At 73.7% G+C, this 15,343-nt stretch carries 10 protein-coding genes and 1 pseudogene; 5 read left to right on the top strand and 6 right to left on the bottom strand.

Annotated features, from left to right (window positions below; translation table 11 throughout):
- Nucleotides 1-25 precede the first annotated feature (25 nt).
- Nucleotides 26-814: a hypothetical protein gene (locus IE136_RS24530; protein ID WP_158991738.1), complete on the top strand. Its 789-nt coding sequence runs from the start codon at nt 26-28 to the stop codon at nt 812-814.
- Between the two features lie 28 nt (nt 815-842).
- Here the strand turns inward: IE136_RS24530 and IE136_RS24525 are convergent, their stop codons facing one another.
- Together IE136_RS24525 and IE136_RS24520 are read right to left on the bottom strand one after the other, a co-directional pair.
- Entirely contained in the window at nt 843-2,987 is a 2,145-nt protein-coding gene (locus IE136_RS24525) for a WD40 repeat domain-containing protein (RefSeq protein ID WP_189601424.1), read from the bottom strand.
- 155 nt (nt 2,988-3,142) lie between these two features.
- A complete protein-coding gene (locus tag IE136_RS24520) occupies nt 3,143-4,120 on the bottom strand; it encodes a GntR family transcriptional regulator (RefSeq protein WP_229819101.1) in 978 nt (325 codons plus the stop codon).
- A 148-nt stretch (nt 4,121-4,268) separates the two neighbouring features.
- Between IE136_RS24520 and IE136_RS24515 the strand changes: the two genes are divergently transcribed.
- The gene (locus IE136_RS24515; RefSeq protein ID WP_189601423.1) at nt 4,269-5,126 is read left to right on the top strand and encodes a (2Fe-2S)-binding protein; all 858 of its coding nucleotides are present in this window, start codon (nt 4,269-4,271) and stop codon (nt 5,124-5,126) included.
- 206 nt (nt 5,127-5,332) lie between these two features.
- A complete protein-coding gene (locus IE136_RS24510) occupies nt 5,333-6,409 on the top strand; it encodes a DUF2637 domain-containing protein (protein WP_158991732.1) in 1,077 nt (358 codons plus the stop codon).
- Between the two features lie 38 nt (nt 6,410-6,447).
- Here the strand turns inward: IE136_RS24510 and IE136_RS24505 are convergent, their stop codons facing one another.
- From IE136_RS24505 to IE136_RS36970, 4 genes and pseudogenes are all read right to left on the bottom strand, one after another.
- Nucleotides 6,448-6,804: an ATP-binding protein gene (locus IE136_RS24505; protein ID WP_373309125.1), complete on the bottom strand. Its 357-nt coding sequence runs from the start codon at nt 6,802-6,804 to the stop codon at nt 6,448-6,450.
- A gap of 239 nt (nt 6,805-7,043) precedes the next feature.
- The gene (locus IE136_RS24500) at nt 7,044-8,786 is read right to left on the bottom strand and encodes a pyruvate dehydrogenase (protein ID WP_189601422.1); all 1,743 of its coding nucleotides are present in this window, start codon (nt 8,784-8,786) and stop codon (nt 7,044-7,046) included.
- Nucleotides 8,787-8,813: 27 nt separating this feature from the next.
- Nucleotides 8,814-10,229 carry a protein phosphatase 2C domain-containing protein gene (locus tag IE136_RS24495; protein ID WP_189601421.1) on the bottom strand — a complete coding sequence of 472 codons (1,416 nt, stop codon included), beginning with the start codon at nt 10,227-10,229 and terminating at the stop codon, nt 8,814-8,816.
- Between the two features lie 110 nt (nt 10,230-10,339).
- A pseudogene (locus IE136_RS36970) lies at nt 10,340-13,428 on the bottom strand (S8 family peptidase).
- Between the two features lie 251 nt (nt 13,429-13,679).
- Here IE136_RS36970 and IE136_RS24485 point away from each other — a divergent pair.
- Nucleotides 13,680-14,663, top strand: a complete 984-nt coding sequence (locus tag IE136_RS24485; RefSeq protein ID WP_189601420.1) for a helix-turn-helix transcriptional regulator — start codon at nt 13,680-13,682, stop codon at nt 14,661-14,663.
- 118 nt (nt 14,664-14,781) lie between these two features.
- The gene (locus tag IE136_RS24480; protein WP_158991724.1) at nt 14,782-15,264 is read left to right on the top strand and encodes a DUF456 domain-containing protein; all 483 of its coding nucleotides are present in this window, start codon (nt 14,782-14,784) and stop codon (nt 15,262-15,264) included.
- The last annotated feature ends 79 nt before the right edge of the window (nt 15,265-15,343 follow it).

The raw sequence follows: 15,343 nt of genomic DNA, 5'->3' as shown, positions 1-15,343 counted from the left end.
GGAGGGCAATGTGGCGGACACCGCCATGTCTGGTTCCGAAACAACGGGTGGCGACGATCCGTCCCTTGCCTACGGCAAGGAGACCCCCATGGAGACCGCCATATGGCGGCTGCGCTCACGAGGCTGCTGGACGGACGCGGCGGCGCTGCTCCTGCCCCGCGCGACCGAGCCGGCGGCGGCGCTGGAGCGGGCGGCGCTGCTGATCGAGCGCTGTCTGTACACCGAACAGGGCTGGGCGGAGGCGGAGGAGGCGCTCCGGGCGGCCGAGGCGGTCGCGCAGAGCGACGAGGAGCGCGGGGCGGCGGCGTGCGAACGCGGCTACCTCGCCTACGCGTCGACACTGCTCGGCGTACGCGACCGGGCGGACGAGGCGACGGCCGCGCTCGGCCGGGCGGCGGCGCTGATCGGCCCGTCGGCCGAGGGGCGCCCGCTGCTCGACTACCGGCGCGGCCTGGTCGCCCAGAACCTCGGCGACTCCCCGCAGGCGGCCCGTGCCGCCTACCGCCGCGCCCACGCGGGAGCGACGGCCCAGGGGGACTCTCTGCTGCTCTCCTCCACCTGGCGGCATCTCGCCGGACTCGCCCTGCGTGAGGGTGAGTTGGCGGAGGCCCGGCACGGCTTCGCGGAGTCCCTGCGGATCCGTGAGGAGCTCGGCTACCTGGTGGGTACGGCTCCGGCACTGACCGCTCTCGCCGATACGGAGACGGAGCCGGAGGCGGGGCGCCTGCGGGCGGAGGCGGCGCGCCTCTTCCGACTCCTGGGCGGGGTTCCGACCTGGCTCGCGGCGCAGCTGGCGCCTCAGACGGCCGCCTGACCGGTCGATCAGCTGTCATGACAGGGCGTCACGCTTCGTGCGGCGCCCTGTCCAAGCGGATCAGCGCCTCGTCCATGCCTACGACGACGCCTCCGTCCTCGCTCAGCGTCACCGCGCGGACGGGCGGGCCGGGGCGGAAGAACAGCCGGTCCTCCGCTTCGAGCAGGCGGAGTTCGACCAGGCCGTCCGCCCACGCGATCGCCAGGGCCGGGCCCTGGGAGGTCGGCGAGGCGGCCAACGCCACCACGGGCGTGCGGCGTTCGGCGATCGGCTCGGGGTGCGGGTCCTGGCCCGGGACCCACCGGCGGACCGTGCCGTCGAGCCCGCCGCTGCAGAGGAAGGGCGCGGGCGTCTCGACGGCGGTCACCGCCGTGACCCGCCCGCTGTGCGGCGCGGCCTGGTGGATGCCGGTCAGACCGAAGGCGTGCACCGACCCGAGCCGGTCCCCCACGACCACGGAACCGCTGATCGCCGCGAGTGCCGTACCAGGGTGCCGGGTGAGGGTCGCCGTGACGGCGGCGGTGAGCCGATCCAGGTAGGGCGGGCGCGGCGCGGGTCCGCGGACGGTGTGCAGCCGGCCCCGCTCGTCCAGGAGCAGGACGCTGCCGTCCGGCGTGGGCGCCAGCGCCTCGACCCGACCCGCCGGGCTCGTGAGCGGCTCCCCGGCGGGGGTCGCGTCGGCCGGGTCGAGCGGCCGTACGGTCCCGTTCGGGCCGGCCACGAGCAGCCGGTCGCCGATCGCGGCGAGGGCGGTGACCGGGCCGGGCCAGGGCGGGGTCAGGTCGCCACGCACCCGTGACCACCGCACCCGCCACGGCTCGCCGGCGGCCAGCTCCTCCAGGGCGGGCCGAAGCCGGGGGTCGGCACCGTCCCCCAGCGCGGCGCGCAGGACCAGGGCCCGCGTGGCGGGGTCCTGGTCGCGTGAGAGGGACTGGCCGGCGCGCAGCCAAGCGGCACGCAGCCCACCGTGATCGTTTTCGGCGTCCGCCACGTAGGCGGTCGTCACCCGCCGCGGATCCGCCCGGCAGACGGAAACGGGGTCGGCGGGGTCCAACGCGGGGGTGCCGGCGTGCGGTCGGGACCGCCTGTCAGGGTCGGACCGGCCCAACCCTGTTGCGTGGGCGAGCGGTTGGGACCGCCCGAGGTTGTCGAACCGGTCCGACGAGCGGGCCTCGGCGGGTGGTTCGGACCGCCCGGCCGGGTCGGACGGTTCCACGCCGGATACCTCCGCGCCCGCTTGAGACCGCCCGGCCGGGTCGGACGGTTCCACGCCGGATACCTCCGCGCCCGGTCGGGACCGTGCTGCTCCGGTCCGCGCACGCGGCCCGGGTGCGCCGGGGTCCCGCGGCTGCGCGGGCTCCCCCGCCGCCTGGGGCTCCGGAGCCTCGGCGGCATCCCCGGACGCCCGAAAGTCCCCAGATGCGCCTTCGGTCTGCCCGGCGCCTCCGGCTGTCCCGGCCTCCCCCGCCCCTCCGGTTCGGCCGGCCTCTCGGGCCACGCCCGGATCCCGGACGCCTCCGACGGTCTTTCGGGTCTCCCCGGAGCCCTCGGGCTCCTCCGGCTCGCCGAAGTCCCGGACGGTCTTTCGGCCCCCGCCCCCTCTGCCGTCCTCCGTCTCCCCGCCGAGGTCCACGACCGTGGCACGGCAGGTCGTGAGGAGCGCGTGCGAGGGCGTTCCCGTGCGGGTTTCGACGACGAGGCGGATGCGGCCCAGACCGGCGAGTTCCGCGCACAGTTCGGCGAGGGCGTCCGGTTCGGCGGCGGCGTGCAGGTCCGGGAGGAGGAGCGTCGCGCGGCGCGTCTCGGTGGTGGCGAGCACATGGATCAGCTCTCCGGGCGTCCGCGCCACGACCCCGAGGCGGTCGGCGATCGTCCAGGCCGCGCCGAGCGCGCTCTGGTCCGCCAGCGGGACCGCGGTCCGTGCCGCGCGCTTGCGGCGCGGGCCGGAGCGGCCGCCGGTCCGCGCGCCGAAGCGTCCGCCGGAACGGCCCCCCGAACGCGCGCCGTACGCGGCGAACCAGGCGAGCAGCGCGGACTTGCCCGTGCGGGGTCCGCCCGTGACCAGGCAGAGGCGGGGCGCGTCCGGGTCGGTGAGCCAGCCCAGCAGGGCCGCGGCCTGGGCTTCCGTACCGGCGGCGGGGCGTTCTGCGCGTACGGATCCGGATCCGGTCACGGCCGCCCTCCCTCGTCCTTCGGCCGGAGGGACCCCTGTCGCGCCGGGGTCGGAGTCACGGACGGCATGGGACACCTCACGGACGCGCTGTGCGGGCGGGGGGAGCAAAGACGAGGAGGAGGACGGTAACGGGCGGAGGGCAACGACCTTAGTCGTCAGCCTTCCGATCCGGTGAAGTGCTCCCGTACGAGTGACTGCACGACGTTCAGGTCCTGGGCGATGAGCGCGTCGAGAAGAGCGGTGTGCTCCGCCGCGTCCGCGACGAGATCGGCGTGACGGGTCGCCGGGGCGCCCGTCAACGGCCACTGGGAGCGCCGGTGCAGGTCGTCGGCGACGGCGAGGAGCTGTTCGTTGCCGGCCAGCGAGAGGACCGCGCGATGGAACGCGCGGTCGGCCTCCGCGTAGCGCGCGCGGTCGCCGCGGGCGGCGGCCGCGCCGGTGGCCTCGGCGAGGGGCCGGAGTTCGGCCCAGCGAGCGGCCGGGACGGTACGGGCGAGCCGCAGCATCACCGGGACCTCGATGAGCGCGCGGACCTCGGCCAGCTCGGCCAGCTCGCGCGGGGTGCGTTCGGCGACCCGGAAGCCGCGGTTCGGCACGACCTCGACGGCGCCCTCGGTGGCCAGCTGCTGCATCGCCTCGCGCACGGGGGTCGCCGAGACACCGAAGCGCTCGGCGAGCACCGGGGCGGAGTACACCTCACCGGGGACGAGCTCGCCACCGACGAGCGCGGCGCGCAGGGCCTGGAGGATCTGGCCCCGCACGGAGTGGCGCTGCACGGACCGGGGCGCGAGCCCGGGCGCGGGCACGTCGCCGACAGAACCGACAGAACCGACGGAGCCGGCCGACCCGGCAGACCCGGCCGAGCCGGCAGACATGGCCCCGAGCCCCGGCGCGGGCGCCTCGCCGGCGGGCCCGGGGGTGGGTTCCCGCCCAGGCTCCTCGCCGGCGGACCTCGGCGCGAGCCCCGGTGCCGGAGGCTCGCTGTGGGTGTGTTCGCCACGCGCCCTCGCCGCGTGCGCCTCCGAAGGGGCGGCGGGCAGGCCGCCGCGTGCCTGCTCCGGGACCCGTACGGCGTCGCCGAGCGGCGGATACGGCTCCTGCGCCGCCCGCTCACGCGCTCTGCCCTGCTCCACCCGGGTCCTCCTGCGGGCTCGTGCCGGGCCCGGCTCGCGATACCGGCGCCCCCTGTGCACCATAGGCGGACAGGACGGCAGTTCAAACATCGCACGTATCGGGTAAGGTAAGGCTTACCTGTTAACGATCGCGATTCGGTGGTCCCGTATGACCGTCCCCGCCCTGCTCCCCGCCCCCTTCACCTCGCCCGTCGCGGCCTCGTACGCCCGTCTCGGCGAGGTGTTCTCCGGTCTGCGGCTAGAGGAGCTGGGTCAGGACGAGCGGTCGCCGCGCGGCGGCGGCTGGGTGGGCGCGGACGAGCTCGCGGCCGGCGGCGCCGCCCTCGACGCCTTCCTCGCCTGGGACAACGCCCAGGTGCTGCGCGACTACGGCCGGCAGGCCCGCCCCGACGTGGTCGCCGGCTTGGGACTGCACCGGTACGCCTGGCCCGCCTGCCTCCTGGTCACCGCCCCCTGGTTCCTGCACCGCAGGGTCCCGCGCCTGCCGGCCCGCGACGTCGCCTTCCAGCGTGCGCTCGGACGGCTGGCCGTCCGCGTCGAGTCGTTCGCCTGCCTGCCCGACGACCCGGCCGCCGCCCTGCCGGGCGCCCGGGTCGTACCGGACGAGGAGGCGTTGCGCACCGAGGTCCGCTCCTCGCTGGCCGAGCACTTCGAGGACGTCCTGGCCGGCTTCGGCCCCCGGATGCGGCGGGGGAAGCGGGCCCTGTGGGGCATGACCACCGACGAGATCGTCGAAGGGCTCTGGTACATCGCCGCCCTGCTGGGTGAGGAGCAGCGGGCCATGGAGGAGCTGGAGCTGTTGATGCCCGGCACCGCCAAGCCGTACGTCGGCACCGCGGGCTTCCGTGAGCTGGCCGGCTCGGACGCCGTCGGCGGAACGCTCCACTCCACCCGGGACCGTGCGACGTGCTGCTTCTTCTACACCGTGCGCCCCGAGGACACCTGCATGACGTGTCCGCGCACCTGCGACGCCGAGCGGGTCCGCAGGCTCGCCGCGACCGCCTGACCCACCCACCGCGATTACGCCACCCTCACGGGTGACGCGAATCGAACGCAACTCCCTTGCCTCGCGCTGCCGTTCGATCAGATCGCACCTATTCGTATGCTGTGCGGCCCCAATGGCGTGCTCTTGCCGGGAAACCCCCTGAGGTGGCCACGGGGTCGGCCAGTATGGGCGGCCGAAACGCCCTACTGCGATGCAAGGGACACCGCATGAGACTGACCGACATATCGCTGGACTGGCTGCTTCCGGGCGGCGTCATGGTGGCCGGAGTCCTGACGGCGGTGGCGGTGCTCGCGCGCGGCAAGCGCGCCGGTGACCAGGCCGCGGCCGAGGACTCCTGGGAGCGCAGCGAGGAACGCCGCAGACGCAAGGAAGCCATCTACGGAACCGCCTCCTACGTCCTGCTGTTCTGCTGCGCGGCGGTCGCCGCAGCACTCTCCTTCCACGGGCTCGTCGGCTTCGGCCGGCAGAACCTCAATCTCACCGGGGGCTGGGAGTATCTCGTCCCCTTCGGCCTCGACGGCGCGGCCATGTTCTGCTCGGTGCTCGCGGTCCGCGAGGCGAGCCACGGTGACGCCGCCCTCGGCTCGCGCCTCCTCGTGTGGACCTTCGCCGGCGCGGCGGCCTGGTTCAACTGGGTGCACGCGCCCCGGGGTCTGGGCCACGCGGGAGCCCCGCAGTTCTTCGCGGGCATGTCCCTCTCGGCGGCGGTCCTCTTCGACCGGGCCCTCAAGCAGACCCGCCGGGCGGCCCTGCGCGAGCAGGGTCTGGTACCTCGCCCGCTGCCGCAGATCCGGATCGTACGGTGGCTCCGGGCTCCCCGGGAGACCTTCGGTGCCTGGTCGCTGATGCTCCTCGAGGGTGTACGCACCCTGGACGAGGCGGTCGACGAGGTCCGGGAGGACCGGCGCGAGAAGCAGCAGAACCGGCTGCGCAGGCGCGAGCAGCAGAAACTCGACCGGGCGAGACTCAAGGCGATCAACCGGCAGCACCGGGCCTTCAGCCTCGGCCGCGGTGGTGGCGGTGGCGGCGGCCGCCAGGTCGAGGTCGCGGCGCTGAACTCCGGCGCGGGCTCCGCGACGTCGTCCGTGGGGGCGGCTGTCGCGGAGCCCGCCATAGCGGACCCCGGACAGCTGCCGCTTCGACACCGGCCCTCCCTCCAAGCCGTGAAGGGAGACGCTGAGCCGCGGACGGTCGACCTCACCGCCGAGGACGACACCCAGACGCTTCCCCGGCTCGACTCCCTGGAGCGCAAACTCAAGGATCTCGAGCAGCAGTTCGGCTGAGCGGGAGACCCGGAACCGGACGGCGGGTCCGTCGCCGCTCAGGCGGCGGCGGACCCGCCGTTCAGCTCGAACCAGACCACCTTGCCCACGCCGTGGTCCTCCACCCCCCACGAGTCGGCCAGCGCCTGGACCAGAACGAGGCCCCTGCCGCTCGTACCCTCCTCACGCACCCCGTCCCCGTGCGTACCGGCGTCGGCGGTCGGTACGTGCGGTGGTGGTGGGGGCGCGGTCAGGCCCGAGACGAAGTCCCGCACCTCGACCCGGAGGCTGTCGGGGACGACGGTGGCGGTGACCACCGCGCCGTGGTCGGTGTGGATCAGCGCGTTGGTGACCAGTTCGCTGGTGAGCAGCTCCGCCACGTCGGAGGCGCCAGGCCCACCCCACTTCCGCAGCATCTTCCGCAACGCATGTCGCACCTCCGGCACCGCGGTGAGATCGGCGCATCCCACCTTCCTGAGCAGTTGAGTCGGCTGTCTCGCCTCCCCTGCCATAACCCCCACCCACATGTCGGAACGGCATCGCGCGCCGCTCGCCTCGAACAGGCTCACGGGGATGCATGCCCCACCACATCGCCCGCATTCATGCGATGCGGGCGATGTGGTGGGATGCGTGACGGGGGTGCGGATCAGACCTCTCAGGGCCGGGGGACGTTACGCAGGTTGGAACGGGCCATCTGGAGCATGCGGCCCACACCGCCGTCCAGGACGATCTTGCCGGCGGAGAGCGCGAAGCCGGAGACCATCTCGCGGCTGATCTTCGGCGGGATGGAGAGGGCGTTGGGGTCGGTGACGACGTCGACGAGGGCCGGTCCCTTGTGCTTGAAGGCGTCCTTGAGTGCGCCCGCGAGCTGCTTGGGCTTCTCCACGCGGACGCCGTAGGCGCCGGCCGCGCGGGCGATGGCGGCGAAGTCCGGGTTGTGGTTCGTCGTTCCGTAGGAAGGCAGCCCGGCGACCAGCATCTCCAACTCCACCATTCCGAGCGAGGAGTTGTTGAACAGGACGATCTTCACGGGCAGGTCGTGCTGGACGAGGGTGAGGAACTCTCCCATGAGCATGGCGAATCCACCGTCGCCCGACATCGAGATCACCTGGCGGCCACGGTCGACGAACTGGGCGCCGATGGCCTGGGGCAGGGCGTTGGCCATGGAGCCGTGCGAGAAGGAGCCGATGATCCGGCGGCGTCCGTTGGGCGAGATGTAGCGGGCGGCCCACACGTTGCACATGCCGGTGTCGACGGTGAACACGGCGTCGTCGTCGGCCAGTTCGTCGAGGACCGAGGCCACGTACTCGGGGTGGATCGGCACGTGCTTCTCGACCTTGCGGGTGTACGCCTTGACGACTCCCTCCAGGGCGTCGGCGTGCTTCTTCAGCATCTTGTCGAGGAAGCGGCGGTCGGTCTTGGCGCGCACCCGCGGAGTGACGCAGCGCAGCGTCTCGCGGACGTCGCCCCAGATTGCGAGGTCGAGCTTGGAGCGGCGGCCGAGGTGCTCGGGCCTGATGTCCACCTGGGCGATCGTGACGTCGTCGGGCAGGAAGGCGTTGTACGGGAAGTCGGTACCGAGCAGGAGCAGCAGATCACACTCGTGGGTGGCCTCGTAGGCGGCGCCGTAGCCGAGCAGTCCGCTCATGCCGACGTCGAACGGATTGTCGTACTGGATCCACTCCTTGCCGCGCAGCGCGTGGCCGACGGGCGCCTTGAGCCGTTCGGCGAACTGCATGACCTCGGCGTGCGCGCCGGCGGTGCCGCTGCCGCAGAACAGCGTCACCCGATCGGCGGCGTCGATCATCCGCACCAGGGCGTCGATCTCGGCGTCACCCGGACGGGCGGTGGGCCGGGTGGCGACGAGGTCGTGCTCCACCGCCTCCTTGGGGGCGGGCTCGGAGGCGATGTCGCCGGGCAGGGAGACGACGCTGACGCCGCCCCGGCCGACGGCGCGCTGAATGGCCGTCCGCAGCAGCCGGGGCATCTGCTTCGGGTTGGAGACCAGCTCGCTGTAGTGGCTGCACTCGGTGAAGAGCCGGTCGGGATGGGTCTCCTGGAAGAAGCCGAGGCCGATCTCGCTCGACGGGATGTGCGAGGCGAGGGCGAGCACGGGTGCCATCGAACGGTGGGCGTCGTACAGGCCGTTGATCAGGTGCAGGTTGCCCGGGCCGCAGGAGCCCGCGCAGGCGGCGAGGCGGCCGGTGATCTGTGCCTCGGCCCCGGCGGCGAAGGCGGCGGCCTCCTCGTGCCTGACGTGGATCCAGTCGATGCCGGGGGTGCGGCGGACGGCGTCGACGACGGGGTTCAGGCTGTCGCCGACGACTCCGTACAGGCGCTGCACGCCCGCTCGGACGAGAATGTCGACGAACTGTTCTGCGACGTTCTGTTTGGCCATGGATCCATCAACACATGGGCAGGAGCGTTACGCCTCCCAGACGGCCACCGCCGTACGGTCATCGGCGTACCCCTTCACCCGCAGTTGCACGTCGGCGAGGAAGGCGGCGAGCCCGGGCGGCTCGGCGCCGGCCCAGCGCTCGGCGAGCTCCCTGGCCAGGGCGGGCTCGCCGCGCATCGGCTCGGCGAGTCCTTCGGAGGCGAGCAGCAGGGTGTCGCCGGGGCGGGCGACGGAGGCGCGGAAGCGGAACGGCTCGGCCGGCGGCGCGAGCGAAGCGAGATGGGGGTCCCTCCCGCCGGAGGCTGAGTGCGGGTCCTCCACGAAGGGGCCGGCGGGTGTGGTGATGCCGAGGTCCATGGTGAGCCGGTCGCCTTCCTCCGTCTCCGCCGGCGTGTCGGGCGGGGGCGAACCGAAGCCGAGGACGGGTGCGCCGCGCAGGGCCGACCGCTCGGGTACGAGCGGCTCTATGTCCTGCCAGGCGCCGTCGCGCAGCCGGAACAGCCCGCCGCGGCCGATGCCGAAGAAGACCCGGGTACGGCAGCCGGGGTCGGCGGAGAGCAGCAGGCAGCGCAGGCTCGCGGTGTACTCCTCGGGTTCTAGGCCCCGTTCGGCGGCGCGGGCGCGGAGCTTGCCGTAGGTGCGGTCGGTGAGCCGGTGGAGCCCCGATTTCAGGTCCCCGCGGCGGCCGGCCCTGATGTCCTCGGAGAGCCGGGCGTGGCTGCGTCCGACGGCGTCACCGATCCAGCGGCAGGCTTCGGCGGCGGCGAGGTGGGCGCCTTCGGAGGCGCGGGCGCCGGTCGCGACGGCGACGAGGACGAGCGCGGCCTCGTCCTGGCCGAAGCGTGCGGTGAGCAGGGTGTCCCTGCGGGGTTCGCCGCGGTAGCGGGCCGAGTCGCCGCGCAGGGAGGCGGCGCGCACGGTGCAGGCGCCGTAGCGGGCGCCGTCGAGGACGGTGTCGGCGACCAGGTCGGCCAGTTCACCGGGGCGGGCGGCGGGCAGTGCGGTGGGCTCGGCCTCGTAGGTGGGCGGGCGGCTGCCGATGTGACCCGTACGGGGCCGGGGGACGGCGGCGGTGTCGGCCTGCTGGGTCTCGAGGGCCGGCGCGGAAGACCTGGGAGGCGCGGGCGGGGGCGGGGGCGGCGGTTCCGGTGGGGCGGGTGGTGCCGATGGTACGGCTGCTGCGGGCGATGCCGGTGGTGGGGGCGGGGCGTCGGGGGGCGGTGGGAAGGGACGCGGGTCGCCCGCTTCCTCCTCCGTGTCGAGGGGCTCCCACGGGGGCCGCTCCGGCCGGGGCGGGGCGCTGTCCCGTCGTACGGCGGCGGGCATGGCCCGGGACGCGGAGTCGAAGCGGTCTTCCAGCGTGTCACCCGTCGCGGTCGGCGCCGTGTCCGGGGCCGACTCGTCGTAGAGCTTGTCCCACCAGCTGTCCCCCTGCTGAGTCATGCCCTTATTGTCCACCGCGCAGGCCGCATGAAAACGGGACATCCGGAAAAAGGTGGGTCCGCCGGGCGACCCCACCCCCCACGGGAAGGACGCCCGGCGGACCGGCGTGATCAGCGCACGTCGTAAGCGCGGACCACGGTCTGGGTGACGGAGTTGCCGTGACTGTCCGTCAGTTCGGTCTTCAGGGTGACCGGCCGGCCGGCCGCGCCCGCGTGGTTCACGGTCGCGGTCCACGCACCGTCCTGCTGCGAGACCTGCGCCTCCGTCCAGGTCGTGCCTCCGTCGTAGGAGTACGAGAGCCTGGCCGAGGTGAGCGCGGCGGGCGTGTAGCCCGCGTGACCCGTCGCGGTGAGGCCGATCTTCTGGTCGTCGGTCGCGGCGAGGGTCTTGAGGCCGTCCTCCGGCAGGGTGTACCGGGGGAAGAGAATCGGGATGCCTTGAGAGTAGACGCTCTCGTCAAGCTTCGAGGTGAATTTCCACACGGAGTTGACGGATGTGGAGCGCGCCCACACCTCGCTGCCGATCTTCATGACGTTCTGTTCGAGCGTGTACGCGCCGTTCGCGGAGGGGACTTCGAAGACTCCGAACGGCCATGCGCTCTCCCCGAGCAGCTCGCCGTCCCTGCTCAGCCGGACGTTGCCGATGTCGCCGAAGGAACCGGCCTGGGCGTCGTGGGTGCTGTCGCCCCACAGGGCGTCGGCGAAGCCGATCAGGTTGCCCTGGCGTTCGGCGACGAGGACCGGCATTCCGGCCGCGTCGCGCGGGGCGGTCGGGGCGACGACGCCGTCGTACCAGCGCTCGGTGCGCTTCTCCCCCGCCGTGTACGCGTGCGCGGTGCCCCGCATGAACTCGCCGAACGGGAAGCCGGAGGAGAGGACCTGCTCCCACCGGGTGTCGCCGGGCGTGTAGTACTCGGTCCGGGTGCCGGGCGCCGCGACCGGCTCGACCGCGCCGAAGAACACGCCGGAGCCGTTCGGGCGGTAGGCCGCCGGGTTGTCGATGAAGTCGGTGGCGACGCCCATGGAGCCGTACGTCGACTCGGTGCGGCCCAGCTGTCCGTCGCGGACCCGGTAGACCTTGTCGTCGCGGATCGCACCGGTCTCGGGGAAGACCAGGCTGTAGAGGTACGGGCTCTTCGCGGTGGCCTTCCAGCTCAGGGTGACCTCGTCGGCGGCGAGTTCGGCGAGCAGCGCCGCGCCTTCGGCCGAGTCGACGGCGAGGACCGGGAACCCGGCTCCGGTGAAGCCCCCGGTCGGGTACCAGCGGGCCGGCGAGGTGCGGTAGGCGAGGACGGCGACGGCTCCGGCCGCCTTCGCGTTCCGGGCGACGGTGCTCGCGCTGGTGGAGGTGTCGGGGAAGCGCACCAGGGCGATACGGCCCTGGACTCCGGCGGCCTTCAGTTCGTCCGGGGTGCCGGTGCCCGCGTCGACGAGCCGGGCGCGCTCCAGGTGGGCGGCCGGGTCGAGGTGCAGCGGGACCTCGACGGTGGCGCCCGCCGGGACGGTCACGGTGCGCTTGCCGAGCCGGGCGAGAGAGGACCGGACGGGTGTGCCGTCGTTGCCGGTGACCTTCTCGACAGCCAGGGTCAGGGTGACGGACCGGCCGGAGGTGTTGGTGTACGGGACGGGGACGGTGGTCCGGTCGCTGGTGTCCTGGGGCCAGTGGAAGGTGCCGCCCTGCACGGCGGCCTGCCCGAGGACCGTCTGGTCGACGGCGGCCCTGACGTCGAGGCGGCCGCCGCCGACCTCGCGGACGTCGCCCGGGACGGAGCTCTCGGCGGAGGAGACGAGCGCGGCCTTGATCTGGCGGGCGGTCCACTCCGGGTGGCGCTGCTTGAGGACGGCGGCGGCGCCCGCGACGTGCGGGGCGGCCATCGACGTGCCGGACATGGACTGGTAGGCGTACACTCCGCGGCCGCCCGCCGCGGCGGTGGAGATGGCGACGCCGGGGGCGGCGATCTCCGGCTTGAGGGTGTGGCTCACGATCGTCGGGCCGCGGCTGGAGAAGTACGCGGTGGAGTCGTCGCGGTCGGTGGCGCCGACGGTCAGCACGTCGGGGGGCCGGGCGAGGAGACGGTGTTGAGCTTCGGGCCGGTGTTGCCGGCGGCTATGACGAACAACGTGCCCTGGTTCTGGGCGAGTCGCTGGGCGGCGGTGCTCATCGGGTCGGTGCAGTCGGTCGGTACGGGGCTGCCGAGGCTCATGGAGACCACGTCGGCGCCCTGGGCGACGGCCCACTCCATGCCGACGATGATCCAGGAGGCGGCGCCGGAGCCGGAGTCGTCCAGGACCTTGCCGCTGAGGAGGTCCGTGCCGGGCGCCACGCCCTTCTTCTTTCCGCCGCTCGCGGCTCCGGAGCCGCCGACGGTGGAGATCGTGTGGGTGCCGTGGCCCTGGCGGTCGTCGGCGCCGTCGGAGTCGGTGAAGTCGCGCGAGGCGACGACGCGGCCCTTGAGGTCGGGGTGGCCGACGTCGGCGCCGGTGTCGAGGACGGCGACCTTGGTGCCCGTGCCGTCGAAGCCCGCGGCCCACGCCTCGGGGGCGTGGACCTGGCGGGTGGAGTGCTCCAGGGTGGCCTCGGCCTTGCGGTCCAGCCAGAGCTTCCTCAGGCCGCCCGCGGTGCGTGCGGCGGGGGCTTCCACCTCGGCCCAGAAGGTGGCGGCCCGCTTCTTGTCGGCCTGGAGGGCGACGCCGTCGACGGCCTTCAGCACCTGGCCGCGGCGGGCTCCGCGCGGGGCGGCGGGCGGTGCGGAGCGGGCGAGGTCGGTGCCGTAGACGGCGATGAGCGGGAGCGTGCCGGTGGCGGCGGCGTCGTAGCCCTGGCGGACGAGGCCGGTGACGTTGAAGAGCTCCTCGTCGACGCGGCCCGCGGCGAGTGCGGCGGTGGCGCGCTCCGGGTAGACGTACAGGTCCTCGCCGGAGCGGCGGGTCTGGACGAGCGGCACGGTGCCGTCCTCCCGGGGCAGTGCGGACGCCGCCGCGTTGCCGGCCGCGTCCCGGCTGACCAGGATGCGGTCGCCCGTGACCAGGGTGACGGTGGCGGCCCGTTCCCCGGCACGGGCGGAGGCCTCGCTGCCGACCAGCGGTCGATTGCCGGTCGAGTCGTCCCCCGGCGCGGCGGCCGTGGACGGCGCGACCGCGGTGACGGCCAGGACGGCGGCGGTCGCCACCCCCAGGACCGTACGCGAAATCGGGCGCATCGCTCTCCCCATATGATTCCGGGCATAGGTAGGCAAATACCTGGACCCTGGAGGCTGTTGGTGCTGCGGTGCCGCCACATTGGCAGAGGTGAGGGTGGTACAGGGATGATGGGCGCGGCGGGAATGCGTCGTGGCCGATTCCCGCCATGGCACCAACGGAACGAAAGCGTCCGCCGAACGTCCGGGGAAGGTCCGGGACGTCCGGGGGCGTGGGGCACGTCCGGGGACATCCGGCGAGGGGCGGGGCGGCGATGCTGGGAGCGATAGGTCTCGACGAACGGCAGGAGTCCGCGTACCGCGCGCTCGTCGCGCTGGGCGCGGCCGAGGTGACGGACCTGGCCCACCGGCTCGCCCTTCCGGAGACGGACACCGAGCGGGCGCTGCGGCGCCTCGAGTCGCGGGGCCTGGCCGCGCAGTCCTCGGCCGGGACCGGGCGGTGGGTGGCGGCCCCGCCGGGGGTCGCGCTCGGCGCGCTCCTCACCCAGCAGCGGCACGAACTGGAGCAGGCGGAACTGGCCGCGGCGCTGCTCGCGGAGGAGTACCGGGCGGAGGCGGCGGAGCCGGCCGTCCACGACCTCGTGGAGGTCGTGACCGGCGCGAGCGCCGTCACCCACCGCTTCCTCCAGCTGCAGCTGGGCGCGACGGAGGAGGTCTGTGCGCTCGTGACGGGCAAGCCGGTCGCGGTGACCGGCATGGAGAACGACGCGGAGGAGCTGGCGGCAGGCCGGGGCGTGGCCTACCGGGTGGTCGTCGAGCGCGAGGTGCTGACGCTGCCGTCGGGAATCGTCGAGCTGTCGGCGGCGCTCGGACGCGATGAGCGGATCCGGGTGGTGGACCGGGTCCCCACCAAGCTGGTGGTGGCCGACCGGAGTCTGGCGATGGTCCCGCTGACGGGCCGGGGCGCGGAACCGGCGGCTCTGGTGGTGCACGCGAGCGGGCTCCTCGAGTCCCTGATGGGCCTCTTCGAGGCGGTATGGCGCGATGCGCTGCCGCTGCGCCTCGGCGCGGGCGCACAGGTCACGGAGTCGGAGACGCCGGGTCCCGACGCGACGGACCTGGAGATCCTGTCACTGCTGCTGGCGGGCATGACGGACGCGAGCGTGGCGAAGCAGCTGGACCTGGGCCTGCGCACGGTCCAGCGCCGCGTGAAGGGCCTGATGGAACTGACCGGGGTGACGACCCGCCTCCAGCTGGGCTGGCACGCCTACGAGAGGGGGTGGGTGGCCCGGGGGTAGGGGGTGGGGCTCCGAGGTGGCTTCGAACGCGGCGCCCAGGCCTTTCGCGTACGGCCGTCCGTGGTTTTGGCGTATGGCGCGACCTGCGAGAACGCGGTCGGTCCTGCACCCTTGACAGATGGGTGTGTGGCAGCTGTTGCTCGTCGCGATGGTCATGCTGCTCGGCCTGTTCGGGGTGCTGGCTCCCGGCGTGCCCGGGCCGTGGCTGGTGTGGGCGGCCATGCTCTGGTGGTCCCTCCACGAGCAGTCCGGTCTCGCCTGGATCCTGCTCGTCTCCTCGACCGCGCTGCTCCTGCTCACCCAGGTGGTCGTCTGGCAGCTGCCGCAGCGGCGGATCCGCGGGGTCGGCATCACCCGGCGGATGGTGACGTACGCCGGGGTCGGCGCGTTCCTCGGCTTCCTGCTGGTCCCCGTGCTCGGCGCGATCCCCGGTTTCGTCGGCGGGATCTACCTCTCCGAGCGTCTCCGCCTCGGCGGCCACGGCCAGGCCCGGGCCTCCACCAGGACCGTGATGCGGGCGGCCGGCACGAGCATCCTCGTGGAACTGTTCGCGTGTCTGCTGATCGTCGGCGCGTGGGCGGGGGCGGTCGTCTGGGGCTGAGGTCCTAGGACTCGGCCGGGACCCGGCTACGACTCGGCTCCGCGAGGATCCGTCCTGCCGCCGATGCCCGGGAGACGGC

The organism is Streptomyces lateritius, from assembly GCF_014649715.1.
Lineage (GTDB): Bacteria > Actinomycetota > Actinomycetes > Streptomycetales > Streptomycetaceae > Streptomyces > Streptomyces lateritius.
The sequence above is the reverse complement of the archived record's forward strand: the minus strand, read 5'-3'. Positions and strand labels throughout refer to the sequence as shown.